At 59.1% G+C, this 18013-nt stretch carries 19 protein-coding genes; 15 read left to right on the top strand and 4 right to left on the bottom strand.

Annotated features, from left to right (window positions below; translation table 11 throughout):
* Positions 1-14: 14 nt before the first annotated feature.
* From ACZ0AV_RS17445 to ACZ0AV_RS17415, 7 genes are all read left to right on the top strand, one after another.
* The gene (locus ACZ0AV_RS17445) at positions 15-1016 is read left to right on the top strand and encodes an outer membrane protein assembly factor BamD (RefSeq protein WP_499152192.1); all 1002 of its coding nucleotides are present in this window, start codon (positions 15-17) and stop codon (positions 1014-1016) included.
* A 140-nt stretch (positions 1017-1156) separates the two neighbouring features.
* Positions 1157-1399 carry a PP0621 family protein gene (locus tag ACZ0AV_RS17440; RefSeq protein ID WP_499152191.1) on the top strand — a complete coding sequence of 81 codons (243 nt, stop codon included), beginning with the start codon at positions 1157-1159 and terminating at the stop codon, positions 1397-1399.
* Positions 1389-2981, top strand: coding sequence for a sensor histidine kinase (locus tag ACZ0AV_RS17435; RefSeq protein ID WP_499152190.1), 1593 nt, complete (start codon positions 1389-1391; stop codon positions 2979-2981). Before ACZ0AV_RS17440 ends, ACZ0AV_RS17435 begins: the two co-directional genes overlap by 11 nt.
* A 7-nt stretch (positions 2982-2988) precedes the next feature.
* The gene (locus ACZ0AV_RS17430) at positions 2989-4326 is read left to right on the top strand and encodes a sigma-54-dependent transcriptional regulator (protein WP_499152189.1); all 1338 of its coding nucleotides are present in this window, start codon (positions 2989-2991) and stop codon (positions 4324-4326) included.
* A 71-nt stretch (positions 4327-4397) separates the two neighbouring features.
* Positions 4398-4688: a nucleotidyltransferase family protein gene (locus ACZ0AV_RS17425; RefSeq protein ID WP_499152188.1), complete on the top strand. Its 291-nt coding sequence runs from the start codon at positions 4398-4400 to the stop codon at positions 4686-4688.
* Between the two features lie 32 nt (positions 4689-4720).
* Entirely contained in the window at positions 4721-4852 is a 132-nt protein-coding gene (locus tag ACZ0AV_RS17420) for a HepT-like ribonuclease domain-containing protein (RefSeq protein WP_499153386.1), read from the top strand.
* 62 nt (positions 4853-4914) lie between these two features.
* Positions 4915-5055 carry a HepT-like ribonuclease domain-containing protein gene (locus ACZ0AV_RS17415; protein WP_499152187.1) on the top strand — a complete coding sequence of 47 codons (141 nt, stop codon included), beginning with the start codon at positions 4915-4917 and terminating at the stop codon, positions 5053-5055.
* Positions 5056-5096: 41 nt separating this feature from the next.
* On the opposite strand, the gene thiO is transcribed toward ACZ0AV_RS17415, so the two are convergent.
* Positions 5097-6179: a glycine oxidase ThiO gene (thiO, locus tag ACZ0AV_RS17410; protein ID WP_499152186.1), complete on the bottom strand. Its 1083-nt coding sequence runs from the start codon at positions 6177-6179 to the stop codon at positions 5097-5099.
* Between the two features lie 120 nt (positions 6180-6299).
* On the opposite strand from thiO, the gene ACZ0AV_RS17405 reads away from it, so the two are divergent.
* The 8 genes from ACZ0AV_RS17405 (at position 6300) to ACZ0AV_RS17370 (ending at position 14611) form a co-directional block, all read left to right on the top strand.
* On the top strand, positions 6300-6818 hold the full coding sequence (locus ACZ0AV_RS17405; RefSeq protein WP_499152185.1) for a GspH/FimT family pseudopilin: 519 nt from the start codon (positions 6300-6302) through the stop codon (positions 6816-6818).
* A 99-nt stretch (positions 6819-6917) separates the two neighbouring features.
* Positions 6918-7391 carry a GspH/FimT family pseudopilin gene (locus tag ACZ0AV_RS17400; protein WP_499152184.1) on the top strand — a complete coding sequence of 158 codons (474 nt, stop codon included), beginning with the start codon at positions 6918-6920 and terminating at the stop codon, positions 7389-7391.
* Positions 7391-7855: a type IV pilus modification protein PilV gene (gene pilV / locus ACZ0AV_RS17395; protein ID WP_499152183.1), complete on the top strand. Its 465-nt coding sequence runs from the start codon at positions 7391-7393 to the stop codon at positions 7853-7855. The genes ACZ0AV_RS17400 and pilV overlap by 1 nt, the downstream gene beginning before the upstream one ends.
* Positions 7852-8730 (top strand): PilW family protein, encoded by an 879-nt coding sequence (locus tag ACZ0AV_RS17390; RefSeq protein WP_499152182.1) that lies wholly within the window; start codon positions 7852-7854, stop codon positions 8728-8730. The genes pilV and ACZ0AV_RS17390 overlap by 4 nt, the downstream gene beginning before the upstream one ends.
* Complete coding sequence (locus ACZ0AV_RS17385) at positions 8727-9194, top strand: pilus assembly PilX family protein (protein WP_499152181.1); 468 nt, start codon at positions 8727-8729, stop codon at positions 9192-9194. Before ACZ0AV_RS17390 ends, ACZ0AV_RS17385 begins: the two co-directional genes overlap by 4 nt.
* Before the next feature lie 4 nt (positions 9195-9198).
* Positions 9199-13143 (top strand): pilus assembly protein, encoded by a 3945-nt coding sequence (locus ACZ0AV_RS17380; protein WP_499152180.1) that lies wholly within the window; start codon positions 9199-9201, stop codon positions 13141-13143.
* 8 nt (positions 13144-13151) lie between these two features.
* Complete coding sequence (locus tag ACZ0AV_RS17375; protein WP_499152179.1) at positions 13152-13598, top strand: type IV pilin protein; 447 nt, start codon at positions 13152-13154, stop codon at positions 13596-13598.
* Between the two features lie 269 nt (positions 13599-13867).
* Positions 13868-14611 (top strand): FadR/GntR family transcriptional regulator, encoded by a 744-nt coding sequence (locus tag ACZ0AV_RS17370; protein WP_499152178.1) that lies wholly within the window; start codon positions 13868-13870, stop codon positions 14609-14611.
* Positions 14612-15442: 831 nt separating this feature from the next.
* Here ACZ0AV_RS17370 and ACZ0AV_RS17365 read toward each other — a convergent pair.
* The 3 genes from ACZ0AV_RS17365 to ACZ0AV_RS17355 form a co-directional block, all read right to left on the bottom strand.
* The gene (locus ACZ0AV_RS17365) at positions 15443-16177 is read right to left on the bottom strand and encodes an oligogalacturonate-specific porin KdgM family protein (protein ID WP_499152177.1); all 735 of its coding nucleotides are present in this window, start codon (positions 16175-16177) and stop codon (positions 15443-15445) included.
* 220 nt (positions 16178-16397) lie between these two features.
* The gene (locus ACZ0AV_RS17360; RefSeq protein ID WP_499152176.1) at positions 16398-17162 is read right to left on the bottom strand and encodes an ABC transporter ATP-binding protein; all 765 of its coding nucleotides are present in this window, start codon (positions 17160-17162) and stop codon (positions 16398-16400) included.
* A gap of 10 nt (positions 17163-17172) precedes the next feature.
* On the bottom strand, positions 17173-18012 hold the full coding sequence (locus tag ACZ0AV_RS17355; RefSeq protein ID WP_499152175.1) for an ABC transporter ATP-binding protein: 840 nt from the start codon (positions 18010-18012) through the stop codon (positions 17173-17175).
* Between the last annotated feature and the right edge of the window lies 1 nt (position 18013).

The following is an 18013-nucleotide window of genomic DNA, read 5'->3' as shown; positions in this document are numbered from 1 at the left end:
GGACGCAAGCCGCCATGCAAGTGAAACACCTGCTGCTGATCGCCATCCTCGCACTCACCGCCGCCTGCTCGTCCAAGGAAGTCCTGGATGAGAACCTCAGCGAGGCCGAACTCTATCAGCAGGCTCAGGAAGATCTGGACAACGGCAGCTACACCAGCGCCGTGACCAAGCTCAAGGCCCTGGAGTCGCGCTACCCGTTCGGCCGCTATGCCGAGCAGTCGCAGCTCGAACTGATCTACGCCAACTACAAGAACGCCGAGCCGGAAGCCGCACGCTCCGCTGCCGAGCGCTTCATTCGCCTGCACCCGCAGCACCCGAACGTCGACTACGCCTACTACCTCAAGGGCCTGGCCTCGTTCGACCAGGACCGCGGTATCGTCGCGCGCTTCCTGCCACTGGACATGACCAAGCGTGACCCGGGTGCCGCTCGCGACTCCTACAACGAGTTTGCCCAGCTCACCAGCCGTTACCCGAACAGCCGTTACGCGCCGGATGCCAAACAGCGCATGATCTACCTGCGTAACCTGCTGGCCGCCTATGAGATTCACGTTGCCCACTACTACCTGAGCCGTCAGGCCTATGTCGCCGCCGCCAACCGTGGCCGCTACGTGGTGGAAAACTTCCAGGAAACCCCATCGGTGGGCGACGGCCTGGCAGTGATGGTCGAGGCCTACCAGCGCCTGACCCTGGACGACCTGGCCGCCACCAGCCTGGAAACCCTGAAGCTCAACTACCCCGACCATCCGAGCCTGGCCAGCGGTGAGTTCGAACCTCGCGAAGAAGACGCCGACAACCGCTCCTGGCTGGCCAAGGCCACGCTCGGCCTGATCGAAAGCGATGCCCCGCCACCGCCGAGCCAGACCCAGGCGGCCCAGGACGTGATTCGTCAGTACGAAGAAGCCTCGGATCAGATCCCCGCCGAACTGAAACCGGAGAACCAGAGCGAGCAAAGCGAAGAGCCTCAGGGCAGCAAGCGCTCCTGGTTCAGCTACATGACCTTCGGCCTGTTCGACTGATTGGCACGCCATGCCAAACCCAGGTGCCAGTCAACAGACTGGCATCTTGCGTTTCGGCTCGGTAAAAACGCTGATCAAGCAACTGTCCGCTCACCCCTTCCTTAGCTAAACTGGCGCATTCCTCATACGAAGAGAGCGCCATGGGCCTGTTCCGCCTGCTGTTCTGGGTTGCCATCATTTTCGCCGCCATCTGGGTGTGGCGCCGTTATTTCAGTGCAGCACGTCGTCGCCAGGCACCGCCGCCGGCAGACGCGCCGGCACCCATGGTGCGCTGCGCCCATTGTGGCGTGCATACGCCACAACAGCATGCCGTGCAGCTGGCCCAGCGCTGGTACTGCAGCCAGGCCCACCTCGAACAAGGCCGCAAGCCCGGTGACCGCTGAAGCACTGGCCCTCAGCGGTCTTCAAGGCCGCCGCATCTTCAGGCTGTACCACCTCTATCGATTGCTGATCGGCGTTCTGCTGGTCGGGCTGGTATCGGCGGATCTGGACGCCGAACTGCTCGAACTGGCTCATGCACCGTTGTTTCGCGCCGCCAGCTGGCTTTACCTGATCCTTAATATTTTCGTGGCGCTGATCATCCACAGCCCACGCAGCCTGATTCAGGTGTTCGGCGTCGCGCTGGTCGATGTCATCCTGCTCTCGGCCCTTTTCTACGCTGGCGGCGGAACGCCCAGTGGCATCGGCAACCTGCTGATCGTCGCCGTGGCAATCGCCAATATCCTGCTGCGCGGCCGGGTCGGCGTGCTGATCGCAGCGAGCGCGGCGATCGGTCTCATCTACCTGACCTTCTACCTGAGCCTCAGCCACCCCCAAGCCAGCAGCCAGTATCTGCAGGCCGGCGCGCTGGGCGGGCTGTGCTTCGCCGCCGCATTGTTCGTGCAGGGGGTAACGCGGCGCCTGCAGGCCAGTGAAATTCTCGCTGCGCAGCGCGCCGCCGACGTGGCCGACCTGGAAGCCCTGAACAACCTCATCCTGCAGCGCATGCGCACCGGCATCCTGGTCATCGACGAACAGCATCGCGTGCTGCTCGCCAACCAGGCGGCGCTCGGCCTGCTGGGCCAGGAGCACCTGGCGGGCAAGATTCTCGACCCGCACTGCACCGTACTGGTCAAACGGTTGCAGCACTGGCAGGAGAATTCCAGCCTGCGCCCGGCGAGCCTGCAGGCACTCGCGGACGGCCCGACCCTGCAACCCAGCTTCATCGCGCTGCAGCGAGGGGGGCAGCGCCACACGCTGATCCTGCTCGACGACATCTCGCAGATCGCCCAGCAGGCCCAGCAACTCAAACTGGTCGCCCTTGGCCGCCTCACCGCGGGCATCGCCCACGAGATCCGCAACCCGCTGGGCGCCATCAGCCACGCCGCCCAGCTGCTGCAGGAGTCCGAAGACCTGCAGGGCCCCGACCTGCGCCTGGCGCAGATCATTCAGGATCACTCCAGGCGGATGAACCTGATCATCGAGAACGTCCTGCAGTTGTCACGCCGCCGCCAGGCAGAGCCGCAGCTGCTGGACCTCAAGTACTGGCTGCATCGCTTCGCCGCCGAGTTTCGCACCACCGCGGCGCCCTCGAAGGTGCTTCACCTGGCTATCGAAGGCAGCAGCATCCAGACCCGCATGGACCCCAACCAGCTCACGCAGGTGATCACCAACCTGGTGCAGAACGGCCTGCGCTACAGTGCCAAGCTCAACCCCCAGGGCCAGGTATGGCTGAAACTGTTTCGTGACCCGCGCAACGATTTGCCCGTACTCGAGGTGCTCGATGACGGCCCAGGCATCGCAGCGGACCAACTGCATCACATCTTCGAACCTTTCTACACCACCGAAAACAAAGGCACCGGCCTGGGCCTGTATATTTCCCGCGAGCTTTGCGAAAGCAACCAGGCTCATCTTCACTATCAACCACGCGAAGGCGGTGGTGCATGCTTCCGTATTACCTTCGCGCATCCGCGAAAAATGAGCTGAACGACCGATGAATCGCCAGAGAGCCCTGATCGTCGACGACGAACCCGATATCCGCGAACTGCTGGAGATCACCCTCGGGCGCATGAAGCTCGACACGCGCAGCGCGCGCAACGTCAAGGAAGCGCGTGAATGGCTCGCCAAGGAGCCGTTTGACCTGTGCCTGACGGACATGCGCCTGCCCGATGGCACGGGCCTGGACATCGTGCAGCACATCCAGCAGCGCTACCCGCAGACGCCGGTGGCGATGATCACCGCGTTCGGCAGCGTGGACACGGCGATCAACGCCCTCAAGGCAGGCGCTTTCGACTTTCTCACCAAACCGGTCGATCTCGGTCGCCTGCGCGAGCTGGTGGCCACCGCCCTGCGCCTGGGCACCACGGACGATGACGCCGCGCCAGGCGCCAGCCGCCTGCTCGGCGAGTCGCCGCCGATGCGCGCCCTGCGTGGGCAGATCCAGAAACTCGCCCGCAGCCAGGCGCCGGTGTACATCAGCGGTGAATCCGGCAGCGGCAAGGAGCTGGTCGCCCGGCTGATCCACGAGCAGGGGCCGCGGCGCGAACGCGCGTTCGTGCCGGTCAACTGCGGTGCCATTCCTTCGGAGCTGATGGAAAGCGAGTTCTTCGGCCACAAGAAAGGCAGCTTCACGGGTGCCATCGAAGACAAGCAGGGCCTGTTTCAGGCTGCCCACGGCGGCAGCCTGTTCCTCGACGAAGTCGCCGACCTGCCGCTGACCATGCAGGTCAAGCTGCTGCGCGCGATCCAGGAAAAAGCCATTCGCAGCGTCGGCGGCCAGCAGGAAGTGGTGGTCGACACGCGCATCCTGTGCGCCACCCACAAGGACCTGGCCGCCGAAGTGGCGGCCGGGCGCTTCCGCCAGGATCTGTATTACCGCCTCAACGTCATCGAGCTGCGCGTGCCGCCCCTGCGCGAACGCCGCGAGGACATCCCGCTGCTGGCCGACGTGATGCTCAAGCGCCTCAACGAAGGCATCGGCCTGCCGCCCGTGAAACTCGATGGCCCGGCCATGGACAAGCTCAAGAGTTACCGATTCCCCGGCAACGTGCGCGAGCTGGAAAACATGCTGGAGCGCGCCTACACCCTGTGCGAAGGCGACGTGATCTGCGCCCACGACCTGCGCCTGGCCGATGCTGCCCCGGCGGGCGAGAATGGCGATGCCAGCCTGGCGCAGATCGACAACATCGAGGACTACCTCGAGGACGTCGAGCGCAAACTGATCATGCAGGCACTCGAGGAAACCCGCTGGAACCGCACCGCCGCCGCGCAGCGCCTGGGTTTGAGCTTCCGCTCGATGCGCTATCGGCTGAAGAAGCTGGGGATCGACTGAGTCTGCCCGCAGGCCGCCATGTGAATGAGCCTGTGCTAGGATTCCCTCACTCGAGTTCATGGAGAAATCGCGTGAAACCGTCGCTAGCACTTGATCTAAAACGAGCCGCCATTCGCGAAGCGACCAGCCGATTTCGCGCGGCAAACCCACGGGTATTCGGTTCAGTACTGCACGGTACCGATCAGGAGGGCAGTGATCTCGACCTGCTAGTGGACACTCTCCCTGGAGCAACCCTATTCGACCTCGGTGGCTTGCAGGCTGAACTGGAAGAGATTCTAGGTGTTCACGTAGACCTGCTAACCCCCGGCGACTTGCCCGTCAGCTTCCGCGAACAGGTGCTGTCGGAGGCGCAGTTGATTTGAAAAAGTATCGTCTGGACGACTATCTCAGCCACATGCAACAGGCTGCAAGAGATGCATGCAGCTTCGTCGAGGGTCTGGATAAAGACGATTTCGGTACCGATAGGCGCACTCAGCAAGCGGTAATCATGAATCTCACCATTATCGGTGAAGCTGTAACAAGCTAATCGATAGTCATAGCCAATTTGTGAACGAAAACTCTCAAATTCCATGGCGAAACATGCGAGGCATGCGCAACCGCATCGCCCATGGTTACTTTGATATCAATCTCGACATCGTTTGGGAAACGGTACGAACGGCGCTACCGGAATTGCTTGAGCAGTTGCCCACTGTCGATAGCGGAAATGATTCAGATACCGCCAGCCCATAGAGTGAAATCCTGCGGTCTGCTTCACTGACCTCCGCCAACGCTTATAAACGTAGTGCCGGCGCATAAGGCGCTGGATCGATGATCGGCTCACGCCCAAGCATCAGATCCGCCAGCAACTGGCAGGACGCCGGCGCCAGTACCAGGCCGTTGCGGTAATGCCCGCAGTTCAGCCACAGCCCCTGGTAGCCCGGCACCTCGCCAATGAACGGAATGCCCTCGGGCGAACCGGGCCGCAAGCCAGCCCAATGCCCGACCACCTCGGCATCTTTCAGTGCCGGCAGCAGTTCCTCCGCCGACGCCCGCAAACTGGCTAGCGCGTCCTCGGTCGGCGTCTTGTCGAACCCGGCATGTTCCAGGGTGCTGCCCACCAGGACATGACCGTCGCGTCGCGGGATCGCATAGCGCCCCTTGGCCAGCACCATGCTCGGCAGGAAATCCTGCGCGCACTTGAACAGGATCATCTGCCCCTTTACCGGCTCTACCGGCAACGCAAGGCCAAGGCCCCGTAGCACCTTGCCACTCCAGGCGCCGGCTGCAACGACGACCTGATCGGCCAGCAACTCGCCATCGGTCGTGCGTACCCCGCGAACTCTCGCTCCATCATGAACGAAGCCTGTCACCGCGTCGTACTCGCGCAACGAGACCAGTGGCATGCCCTGCAGCGCCGCGCGCAGCGCCTTCACCAGCCGCGGGTTACGTACATTGGCGACGCCGGACATATGGATCGCCCGCTCGAAGCCTGGCCCCAGGGACGGTACCGCCGCATACGCCGAAGCGACGGGCACCTCGCACAGCGCACGCCGCTCGCGCTGCGCCCAGGCCAGCGCCTCGGCCTGATCGTCGAGGTCCAGCCAATACAACCCGGTGACGTGTACTTCAGGATCGAGGCCGGTCCGCTCCAGCAACTGCTGCGCAAAGCCTGGGTAGTAATCCTGAGACCAATGGGCCAGCGCCGTTACCGCCCGGCTGTAACGCCAAGGGTAAAGCGGCGAAACAATTCCGCCACCCGCCCAGGAAGCCTCCCCTCCGAGCGGACCGCGCTCCAGCAAAATGACCCTCATACCCGCGCCCGCCAGCAGGTACGCCGACAACAACCCGATCACCCCACCGCCGATAACGATCACATCCGAACGCACAACTCACCCCATCGCATGAACAGCACGCCTTGACAGCAACACCGCAGGGTGTAAACAGGAAAGGCAGCCAGGAAGGCCATCAATCATACGCGCATAGGGAGGTGCACCATGCAGAGAGATCAGCAGAAGGGACTCGGCCTGGTGGAGCTGCTGGTAACTCTCACCGTGCTGGCAGTATTGATGGCCGTCGCAGTGCCGAGCTTCAGCGGGCACGTGCAGCGAACTCAGCAAACCACTCACGTGAACGAGATGCTCGCCGCGCTGCACTACTCGCGCAGTGAAGCGGTAACCCGGCGCACCACCGTCAGCCTATGCGACGGTATCGATGAGTGCGGCACGCGACGCTGGCAAAACCAGCTGATCATCTTCGCCGATCACAACCACAATGGGCGCATCGACGAAGGCGAACCTATTCTGCGCACCTTGCAGATCGCCTCCGCTTACAGCTGGAATTGGTCGAACTTCCGTCAGCGCAATCACATTGCCTTCACGTCGAGCGGGCTGACCCACAGCCTCAACGGCACCTTCACCCTTTGCAGAGAAACCACCGCGGTGCGCAGCATCGTGGTGAACGTCGCCGGCCGAACGCGCCTCGATACGCCAGACGACAACTCCAGCTGCGAGTAGTCAACCGCTGGGTGGCAGAAAGCAACCGAACATCTCCCCCCCTGTATGGCCAAACGCCAACTTGCGACTATTCGCTGGCCAATACCAGCGAGACTGCCCATGCGCTTTACCCGAGGTTTCACCCTGATCGAATTGATGGTGACGATTGCCGTGCTGGCGATTGTCATCAGCATCGCAGTGCCCTCTTTCAGCAATATGCTGAGAGAAAATCGCACCCTGGCGATGACGAATGAGCTGCAGGGCGCTATCCAGCTTGCGCGCTCCGAGGCCGTAAAACGGCGCAGCAACGTGGTGATTTGCAGAAGAAACGCTGCCGGGGACGCTTGCGACAACTCGGCGGACTGGGCCGCAGGCTGGCTGATCCTGTCCGGCACTACGGTAATAAAGGTATGGGACGCCGTCACCGGCCTTGTTGTAGCTGGACCTAACACCGGCCTGACTTTCAAATCTAACGGCATGGTAACCAATGCGTCGAACTTCGCAGTCAATACGCCAAGCTGCTCGGGCCCGCAGAAGCGTACGCTTACCGTGAGTTTGATAGGCACGTCCACACTTGCGAAGGTCGACTGCTAATGACCCGCACAACGCATACACAGAAAGGCGCCACGCTGATCGAAGTGCTGGTAGCCATGGTCATCCTGTCCATCGGCCTTCTCGGCCTGGCCGGTTTGCAGGCAACCAGTATCCAGAGCAACCAGGGCGCGTTCTACCGTTCTCAAGCAACAATATTATCTAACGACATTATTGATCGTATGCGGGCTAATCGCATCGTTGCTATCGCCGATGGCTACAACCTAAGCGAATTAAAGAGCGCACATGGCAGCACCGCGACACGTGCCGATAAAGACCTCAGCGAATGGCTTACCCAAGTGGCAAAACTGCCCAGCGGAAAAGCTCGCATAGAGCGTAATGATTCGACTCGAATTTTTACAGTGACGATTAGCTGGGACGATAGCCGCGGCAGTATAAAAAAGTCTGACGGAAGTTCAGAAACTGCAGATGGCACGGCAACCTTTGTCTACAGGGCAGAAATATGAATACCAGTACAGCCAAGTGGCAAAGAGGGCTTTCTCTTGTCGAGCTGATGATTGCGATGGCACTTAGTTTGCTGTTGATGCTCGGCGTTATGCAAATATTTCTTTCCAGCAAACAAACCTACACGTCTACCGAAGCACTTTCTCGAGTTCAGGAAAATGGTCGTTTCGGCATAACGTTTCTGGGCTATGACATTCGGAACGCGGCCTACAAAGGAGAATGCCTGAGTAGCATTAACAATGTAAGCGGTAGCACAAGCGTGCCCTATACTCTGGACACCGGGCTGTACGGCATAGATAGCAGCCAAAGCTCGCCCGCCTGGTTTACTGGAACCCGGGATCCAGGAACCGACGCAATACTATTGAAACATGCCGCTGGCAACACTGGACTGACGCTATCCGCAACCGCAGCGGACCGCTTGACCACAACCGCCGCGACCGGGCTTAAACAAAATAGTTATGTCGTTGTTTCCGATCCGGTGAGCTGCGATCTTTTCAAAAATAGTTCAGCGGATACCGCATCAGCACTGACATCGGCACAAGCCTTCCCACGCATTTACCCCACAGCCTCAGAAATACTGCAGTATCAAAGCGTTGCTTACTACATAGAGGGCGCGGCGCTCAAGCGGATTAATTATGCAGACCCGTCACCTGCTGCGGCAGAACTAATGACCGGCGTTACAGACCTGCAAGTCAAGTATGCAGCTGGTGATATTTACGGCCAAGTGACAGGTGATTACGTCGATGCCCAAAACATCACTAATTGGGAAGCAGTGGTTTCCGTGCAGGTAACCCTAAAAGCATCCAGTCTCGAGGCAAGCAATCCGACCGTACGAGAATTTACATCCACTATCGGGATACGAAACAGACTGCCATGAAAATTTTCAGCATGAAAAAACATCAAGGTGGCGCAATTCTGATTGTCGCGCTTGTAATGCTATTGCTGCTTACAGTTATAGGCCTCAGCAGTATCCGCGGGACAACACTGCAAGAGCGAATGGCAGGGAATAGCAGAGATGAAAGTCTAGCTTTTCAAGCATCAGAAACGGCCATGAGACAAGCGGAAGCCGTTATTCAAGCGGAATCTCGAACTTATTGGCAAAACTACACCACGGCGCCCGCATGGGCGGGCGGCACCGCACTGACAGGCCTGGGCACACCACGCTACAAGATCACCCCGCTGCCAGGAATAAGCATTGTAAAAGCAGGCGACTCACTACAAGCCGGAGCGCCTATCAGTTCAAGCGTAATTAGGATAGAAGCCGAAGGCCTCGGCACTACAAAAAACGACGCAACCAACTGGGCATCTAAAGTCGAATTACGCTCCATATATAGGCGCTGACAGCATGTTAAAGCTTAATCGTTTCTACTGCCTCTCCGAGGCCACTCCTACGGCCAGGGCTGCACTTACCTTCATACTGACATTCGGACTTATTTTTCCGGCAACACAAGCAAGTGCAGCGATTGCGCAAGCGCCACTACTGCTACCGGCTGAGAATGTGCCAGGAAGCTTGGCTCTAGTTCCATCAGTAGAGTGGCCAACGATCCTTTCCGTCGCAAATTTGGGAAACTACAGCTCAAACGTTAATTACACTGGCTATTTTGACTCAGCCAAATGTTATCTCTACAAATACGACGACAGCAACACCGACGACACGTGGTTCTACCCGAACGGTGCGGCGGTTAATCGTAAATGCAACGTCGGCAGCTCAAAAAAGGAATGGAGTGGCAACTTCCTCAATTGGGCAGCGACCCCGACCATCGACCCGTTTCGTAGCGCCCTGACGGGGGGGCATAGGTATCGCGATACGGCAGCCCTAACGGTGCTACAAAAAGCCAGGCATGACGGTCAATCCGGGGCTGGCAATAGGATGGAAGATATTCAAGACAACCGGCAGGGTATTTTGCCCCAAGCGGAAATCACAGGGGCGACACCGGCAGGACCAGACTGGGGTAATTTTCACATCCGCCTTCAAGGCCTTAACTATGACATGTTGTTCTCAAACTGGCGGGACGGAATTGGAGGATTTGGATCAACAGGTGAGAAAACACAAGAGTGGATCGATTACCAGCCTAATCTTCAGAGACAGTTTAACAGCAACCGTCTTGTTACCGCCTACATACCCCTACTGCAAGTCAAAAGTGTTTTCCGGGTAAAGCTTCGCGTAAAGGTATGTGACCCTAGCTCCGGTGCTGGTGGAGTTGAAGCAAATTGCGAACGTTACGGTAATAACTACAAGCCTCAAGGCCTTCTTCAACAATATGCAGGAAAGTTGCGCTACAGTGCATTCAGCTACCTCAACGACTCCAGCAACGGAAGAGATGGGGGGGTTCTACGCGCCAATCAAAAATATATTGGTCCAACGCTTGGCGACGGCGGGGCGAACAACACCAACAAAGAATGGAGCGCAACGGATGGAGTACTCGTCAAAAATCCTAACCCGAATGACGCAACCGCAACGGGCAATGGCATCATTGACAGTGGCGTAATTAATTATCTAAATAAATTTGGCTCGATGTCGGATCGGAATCACAAGAGCTTGGATCCGGTCAGCGAGCTTTATTACACAGCCGTACGTTACTTCAAAAATCAAGGAAATGTCCGCAGCTACTCCAATCTCACCGATAATACAGCCGAGAACTATAAAACTGCGGATGGGTTCCCGGTAATCACGCAATGGAACGACCCAATTACTTATTCCTGCCAGAAAAATGTGGTATTGGGTATTGGCGATGTTAACACCCACCGGGATAAGAACCTCCCGGGCGCTACGAGCAGCACTGGAGAACCATCAAAACCGACTGAAGTAGCGAATGACACCACCGTTGACGTGGTCGCTGCGACTGCTAAAGTTGGTGCTCTTGAGGGGGTAAACCTGAATCAAAGCGCGGAATCTTACACGGGCCGCTTTAACTCGGCGTATATCGCTGGCCTCGCATATGATTCACACACCAAAGACTTGCGCACAGACAAGTCAGGCACGCAAACATTGTCTACCTATTGGGTAGACGTCCGGGAGAACCAGACGCTCGCATCCAGGGCATTTAATCAATACTGGCTCGCCGCCAAGTACGGTGGATTTACCGTTCCCAATAATTTCCAGCCCTACTCCGCAGACACAACGGGAGCGAGCATCACCGATGCAATGTGGTGGACAACAGGCCAGTACCTCAGCACCGGCGACAAGCGCCCAGATAATTTCTTCGTCGCCAGTGATGCACAAAACATGGTGAACAGCCTCAAGCAGGCATTTGCAAAGATTGCCCAGGAAACGCGCAGCTCTACAACTACCTCCCTGGCCACCAACTCCACTCAGCTAGACACCGGCAGTGCCGTATTCCAATCGCTATATGACCCTGCGAAATGGAGCGGAGACTTGGTAGCCAAGACTGTAACAGGACCCAACGCGGTAGAACCTAATCCTACCTGGAGTGCTGCTTCCAAATTGGATGCATTGACTGCGGACACCACCCGCAGCATTTTTACCAGTACCGCTTTAACCGGGAGAAGTAACAACAGCTATTCCACTGCTACTAGCAGCCGAGCCTTTACTTGGACTGGACTGGACGATAACGCAAGAACCTTGCTGAAATCATCGGGCACTGGCGGTAACGCAGTCGATGATACGGTAGGTGCTTCCAGACTGGCTTACCTTCGTGGTGATCGCTCCCAAGAAAGAAACTCAAGCAATCCGAGTCGCCCCTTCCGCGAACGTGCGAGTCGACTGGGCGACATTGTCAATTCGGACCCCCAGTACATTCACAAGCAGGATTTCGGTTACAACCTTCTGAGTGGCGAAGCATGGGCCACTGCTGGGAGCCGCTACCAATCATTCCGCAGTAGCACCGCCTACCAGAACCGAACCCCCATTGTCGCAGTGGGTGCCAACGATGGCATGCTACATATATTTAACGCCAGCCTGGGCAATAGTGGTGGCAGTGAGCTCTTTGCCTATGTTCCAAGGAGTGTCTTGGGCTCCCTCTATGCCCTGACTGACCCGGCGTACACGCACCGCTACTATGTTGACGGTACGCCGGCATTTTCTGATGTATGGATAAATAGTGATTGGAAAACCATTGCGGTAGGCACCACCGGAGCCGGAGGAAAGAGTGTCTTTGCACTAGACGTTACCAACCCAGCAAGCATGGGGTCGAGCAGCGTATTGTGGGAGTTTACCGCCCCTGACATGGGGTATCCGATTCAACAACCAAAAATCGTTGCGCTTGCCAACGGCAAATTCGGGGTGATCGTCAGCAGTGGCTTTGTTGACACAACGGTTAGCAGCGGGCAGGTCTGGGTACTGGACGCTGCAGACGGTTCGGTCATCAAGAAATTTAGCCTCACGACCAGTGGCGGCCTGGGTGAACCTCTTGCAATTGATCTCAACAATGATCGAATCGCCGATCGTATTTATGTAGGCGATACCACTGGCAAACTTTGGCGCTTAGACATAAATGCAACAGAGCCCTCGAACTGGGATGCGCCTGCCGGCTTGAAGAGCGAAGGTACCATTTCACCCCTGTTCATAGCAGCCGATGAAAGCGGCAACCCTCAGCCGATCACAGCCCCACTCTCGGCAGCTTTAAATAAAGACGGCTCTGCGCTGGTGTTATTTGGCACAGGCAGTTTTTATCAAGCAACAGATACCGACCTACAACAAAATCAGAGAATAGAATCTTTCTACGGGCTGATAGACAAAGGCGAACCGATTAGCCGCTCCGCTTTGCAAGAACAGAAAATCATTAACCAGCGCACCGCATCCAATACAAATTTGGGGCGCGCCGTTAGCCAGACCACGCTCGGGGCAAATACTAAAGGTTGGTATTTGGACCTGCTGTGGAAGCAAGCTGAAGGTGGCTCAAGCACCCTGACTGGTGAGCGAGTTGTTTCACGGCCAGTGCTGAGAAACGGCGCCGTTGTTTTCAGTACACTTACTCCATCCTCGGATCCATGCAAGGGGGGAGGGAGCAGCTGGGTCATGGCTCTTGATGTCTTTAGCGGTGGGCGCTTGACGCAAACGTATTTCGATGCAAACGGTAACGGACAGTTGGGTGAGGGCGACTATTATACGGACGGAGATGGGAATAAAATTCCATACTCAGGGATACAAAATCCACAATATGGTGCCATTAAGACTCCGACCTTCTTTGATGGATCCGGCGATGGCTCAGAAAGCGGTGACGACCTGATATGCTTCTCCGGCTCTGCTGGCGGCGAACCCTTCTGCTCTCCCACTGACCCTTTGGCGCGCTCTTTCGGGCGCGTATCGTGGCGTGAAGTTAATCGATAGGTAGTGTTATGAAAAATTGTCGAGCAAAACTGCGTTACCACAACCGGGCAAGCGGTTTCACTCTCATTGAAATGATGATCGTAGTTGCCGTCATCGGCATCCTTGCGGCCATTGCCTATCCCTCCTATCAGGAACATGTGCGCAAGAGCAAGCGAGCCGATGCCCAGGCTGCATTGATGGAGCTGTCGCATTTCATGGAGCGCTACTACACCGCTAATGGCAAATACACGAGAGCTGCAAACACCGGACCGGACCTGCCTTTCGCAAAAGCCCCGAAGGACGGGGCGACGGAAAACTATGGGCTGGCGCTGTCGGCCGTTACCGACTTCAGCTATACCCTGACCGCCACTGCCAGTAACTCCATGGCTAATGACAAGTGCGGCAACCTGACGCTTACGGACAAGGGCGTGAAGGGCTCCAGCGCAGGAACACCGGCTGACTGTTGGAGACGTTGAATAACAGCAGGTAACCAGACGGGCATGCGCCGCTATTACAGCTGCCATGCCCGTTGTCTGCTTCGATTGCAATGCAGCCAATACCGCCAGCTACCAGCAGCCTGAAATCCGCCATAACGCGTTTGCACTACACCTTCGAATAACGCGCCACTTCAACTCTCTGAAGCTGTACGCCCCCACTACTGCTACTATCTCCTCCTGTCATTCGATGCGACCAAATCGCCAGTATTGGGGTCGTATGCCGATAACGAAACAACAACGGATCGATGATGCAGGACAACCCGATTTGGTCGCTTCCCCCGCGTAAGCAGCGCAGCCGCCTGGCCGAAGACCTGGTGGCGAAGATTTCCCAGCATATGCGTGACGGTACGCTCAAGCGTGGCGAGAAGCTGCCGGCCGAGCTGGATATCATGAGGGCCGAGGGGGTGAGCCGGACGGTGGTGCGTGATGCGCTGTCTCGCCTGCAGGTGGCGGGCCTGGTGGAAACCCGCCGCGGCGTGGGTACCTTCGTGTGCGACATGCCGGCGGCACCGGAGCTGCAGCTTGGCCCGGCGACCATCAGCACGGCAGAAGACGTGCTGGAGCTGCTGGAGCTGCGCATGAGCCTGGAGGTCGCAGCGGTGGGGCTGGCTGCGCAAAGGCGCACGCCGGAGTCATTGCAGGAGATTCGCGTCGCACTGGATGCCCTGCAGCAGGGCGCCGTGCAGTTGCCGGCCGGCTTGCCGATCAGCGCGGATTTTCAGTTCCATATCAAGATCGCCAAAGCAGCTGATAATCCTCACCTGCTCGATATCATGAAGCACCTGGGTGCCAAGCAGATTCCGCGCAACAAGTTCAACTCGGCCTACAAGGCCCACGAGGACGGCGAAACCTACAAGGAGAACCTGAGCCTGGAGCACGAGATGATCTATGAGTCCATCGCCCGCGGCGATGTCGACTGCGCGCGTTCCGCCATGTTGCTGCACCTGATCAACAGCCGTGAGCGCCTGCTGAGGGCGCAACGCCGGACCTGACTGGCCGCTACGCCATGGCGGCCTGTCGCACGAAGCGCGGTTTAGCCAGAATCTAGCCCCTGCAGCGAATACAGTGGGCTCATTCGATACCAGGGCACGGCGACCTTCGCATCGCGCCGGGGGCGACGCTCCTACGCGTAGCGGGCATTCCCCCCATCCGTCGTAGGAGTCGCGCCCTCGCGGCGAATGGCGTGATCGATGCCGGCCTCGCGGTATGGCTGCGATCTTTCGCGCCGGGGGCGACGCTCCTACGCGTAGCGGGCATCCCCCATCCGTCGTAGGAGTCGCGACCTCGCGGCGAATGGCGTGATCGATGCCGGCCTCGCGGTATGGCTGCGATCTTTCGCGCCGGGGGCGACGCTCCTACGCGTAGCGGGCATTCCCCCCATCCGTCGTAGGAGTCGCGACCTCGCGGCGAATGGCGTGATCGATGCCGGCCTCGCGGTATGGCTGCGATCTTTCGCGCCGGGGGTGACGCTTGTATGTTCTCCTACGCGTAGCGGGCATCCCCCCATCCGTCGTAGAAGTCGCGACCTGGCGGCGAATAGCGTGATCGATGCCGGCCTCGCGGTATGGCTGCGATTTTTCGCGCCGGGGGCGACGCTCCTAAGCGTAGCGGGCATCCCCCCATCCGTCGTAGAAGTCGCGACCTCGCGGCGAATGGCGTGATCGATGCCGGCCTCGCGGTATGGCTGCGATCTTTCGCGCCGGGGCGACGCTCCTAAAGGCGTGACGATCTCGCGGCAGAAAACGCAAAACGGACGCCTCGAACTCTGCATCGTTCGATGCAAAGCTCTTGGGTCCGTCAGACATGCCCAGGCGTTGTTCCCTTTACATGAAGTTGTACTGCACGCCGATCCGCAAACGCGTCTGGCGGTCATCTTCGGTGGCGCTGACGCGCACGTCACCGATTTCGATGAACGGCGCCCACGCCTTGTCCCATTTGTATTTGACGATCAGGTTCTGCTCGTAGTCGCTCTTCTTGTTGTCGTAGCGGATGTAGTCGGTATCGAAATAGATGTACTGGTATTCGTAGGATAGCTTGCCCGCCGGGGTGTAGCCGAGCCAGCCCTCGTAGCGCTGGGTGTTGCGGTTGTCGGAGCCACGATCCGGCACGTCTTCGTCGATGCGGTCACGGTTCAGCTTCAGGGCATCGAAGCGGTAGCGCGCGGAGACGTAGAACTGATCGCTCAGTTTGCGGGTGTACTTGAGGCCGAACTTGTAGGTGGTGCCGTTCTCGTTGCTGTCCAGCTGGACTGCCGGCTGCCAGGTCGACACCGGGCTGTATTTGTACTGGTAGCTGGTGGTCAGTTCGTGGCCGCTGGACACCGTGTTGTCGAAGGCGACGTCCTTGCGATCACCGGCGGTGCGGTACTTCAGCTCGCCCTCGAAGCCCCAGCCGTTGTCCATGCGGTAGGACAGCTTGACCCGGTCGGAATGCAGGCTGTCGTCGTCGAGAAACGAGTGGCGGTAGTTGATCGAGGCACTGTCGGCCAGTGCGCTGCCCGCGGCGGCAGTGGACAGCAGGCAGGCGAGCAGGCGCAGGGTGAGAGTTTTCTTGTTCATCGTGACCTTCTTATTGTTTTCTATGGGTTGAGTTTGTGTTGCCCGGTTTTTGGGCAAAGCGCCGCCCTGCAGCGCTTTGTCCGCATGTTCGAATCACAGGGTTGCCACCGCGCAGGCGAGTCTGTGCCACGGGCCTGGAAGCCCGTTTCAACATTGGCAGGAGAGCTCGCGCTAACGCGTGGTGGTGAGCGTCAGGTTTTCACCTGAGCGCTCAGGCGCATCAGGGTGGTGCGACGGCACCGATGTCGCGGCTGGCATCGACCAGCAACTGGGTGTACGCGTGCTCGGCCCGGTTCTGCGCCAGCAGCGCGGTGTCGAGGGTCTCGACGATGCGCCCATGTTGCATCACCGCCACGCGGTCACAGAGGTGGGCGACCACGCCCAGGTCGTGCGTCACCAGCAGGTAGGTCAGCCCCTCCTGCTCGCGCAGGTCGGACAGCAGGTTGAGGATCTCCGCCTGCACCGACACATCGAGCGCGGAGGTCGGTTCGTCGAGCAGCAGCACCCGCGGCTCGAGGATCAGCGCCCGGGCGATGGCCACACGCTGACGCTGACCACCAGACAACTGGTGGGGGTAGCGATAGCGGAAGCTGTCGTTGAGGCCGACCTTGTTGAGGATCGAGGTGACCCGATCACCGCGATCACCGATGCCGTGCACGCTGAGCGGCTCGCTCAGCGCCGAGTCGATGGTGTGCCGCGGGTGCAGCGAGCCGTAGGGGTCCTGGAAGACCATCTGCACCTGACGGAAATGCGCCATGTCCAGTTTGTGGCGCAGACCTCGCCCGGCGATGCTCAACTGACCTTCCCAGTGCCGGTACTGCCCGGCGAGGCAGCGCAGCACCGTGGTCTTGCCGGAGCCGGACTCGCCGACCAGGCCGAACGACTCGCCCTCTTCGACGCGCAGGGCGACGTCGTAGAGCACCTGGTTGCGCGCCGCACTGGCGCCGAAACTGAGATTGAGTGATTCCACTTCGATCATGGCCATGGGTGCGTACTCAATGGGTCAGCCAGAGGGGATCGCGCTGCAGGTTGGGCAGGCGCGGACGGGGTTTGTCGATGTTCGGCAACGCGGCCAGCAGGCCCTGGGTATAGGGATGCCTGGCGTTGTCCAGGTCGGCGGCGTCCAGCGACTCGACCACGCGGCCGGCGTACATCACCAGCACGCGGTCGCAGAAACTGCGCACCATGTTGAGGTCGTGGCTGATCAGGATCAGGCCCAGGTCGCGCTGGCTGACCAGCTCGTCGAGGACGTTGAGCACCTGGCGACGTACCGAGACGTCCAGCGCCGAGGTCGGCTCATCGGCGACGATGATGTCGGGGTCGGTGATCACCATCATGGCGATCATGATGCGCTGCGCCATGCCGCCCGACACCTCGTGGGGGTACAGCCCGTAGACCCGTTTGGGGTCACGAATGTGTACCTTGTCGAGCATGTCCAGCACCCGCTCGCGGGCGTCGCTGCGGCTGGCACGGTGGTGGGCGAGGTAGGCCTCGGCGATCTGCTCGCCAACCCGCACCACCGGGTTGAGCGAGTACTTGGGGTCCTGCATGATCATCGAGATGCGCTTGCCGCGAATGGCCTGTACCTGCTTTTCGCTGGCGGTGAGCAGGTCGACATCGCCCAGGCGCATGGTGTTCGCGGTGATCCGCGCGCTGGCCGGGTGCAGGCGCAGCAGGCTGCGCCCCACGGTGGACTTGCCCGAGCCGGATTCGCCGACGATGGCCAGCTTCTCGCGGCCCAGGCTGAAGGACACGTTGCGTACCGCATCGACTTCCTTGCGGCCGCTGGTGAAGCGTACGCAGAGATCGTCTACTTCCAGTTTGATGGCGGACATG

The sequence above is a fragment of the Pseudomonas sp. AC532 genome (assembly GCF_979258965.1).
Note: the sequence above shows the minus strand (reverse complement) of the source record. Positions and strands in the feature narration are given on the sequence as shown.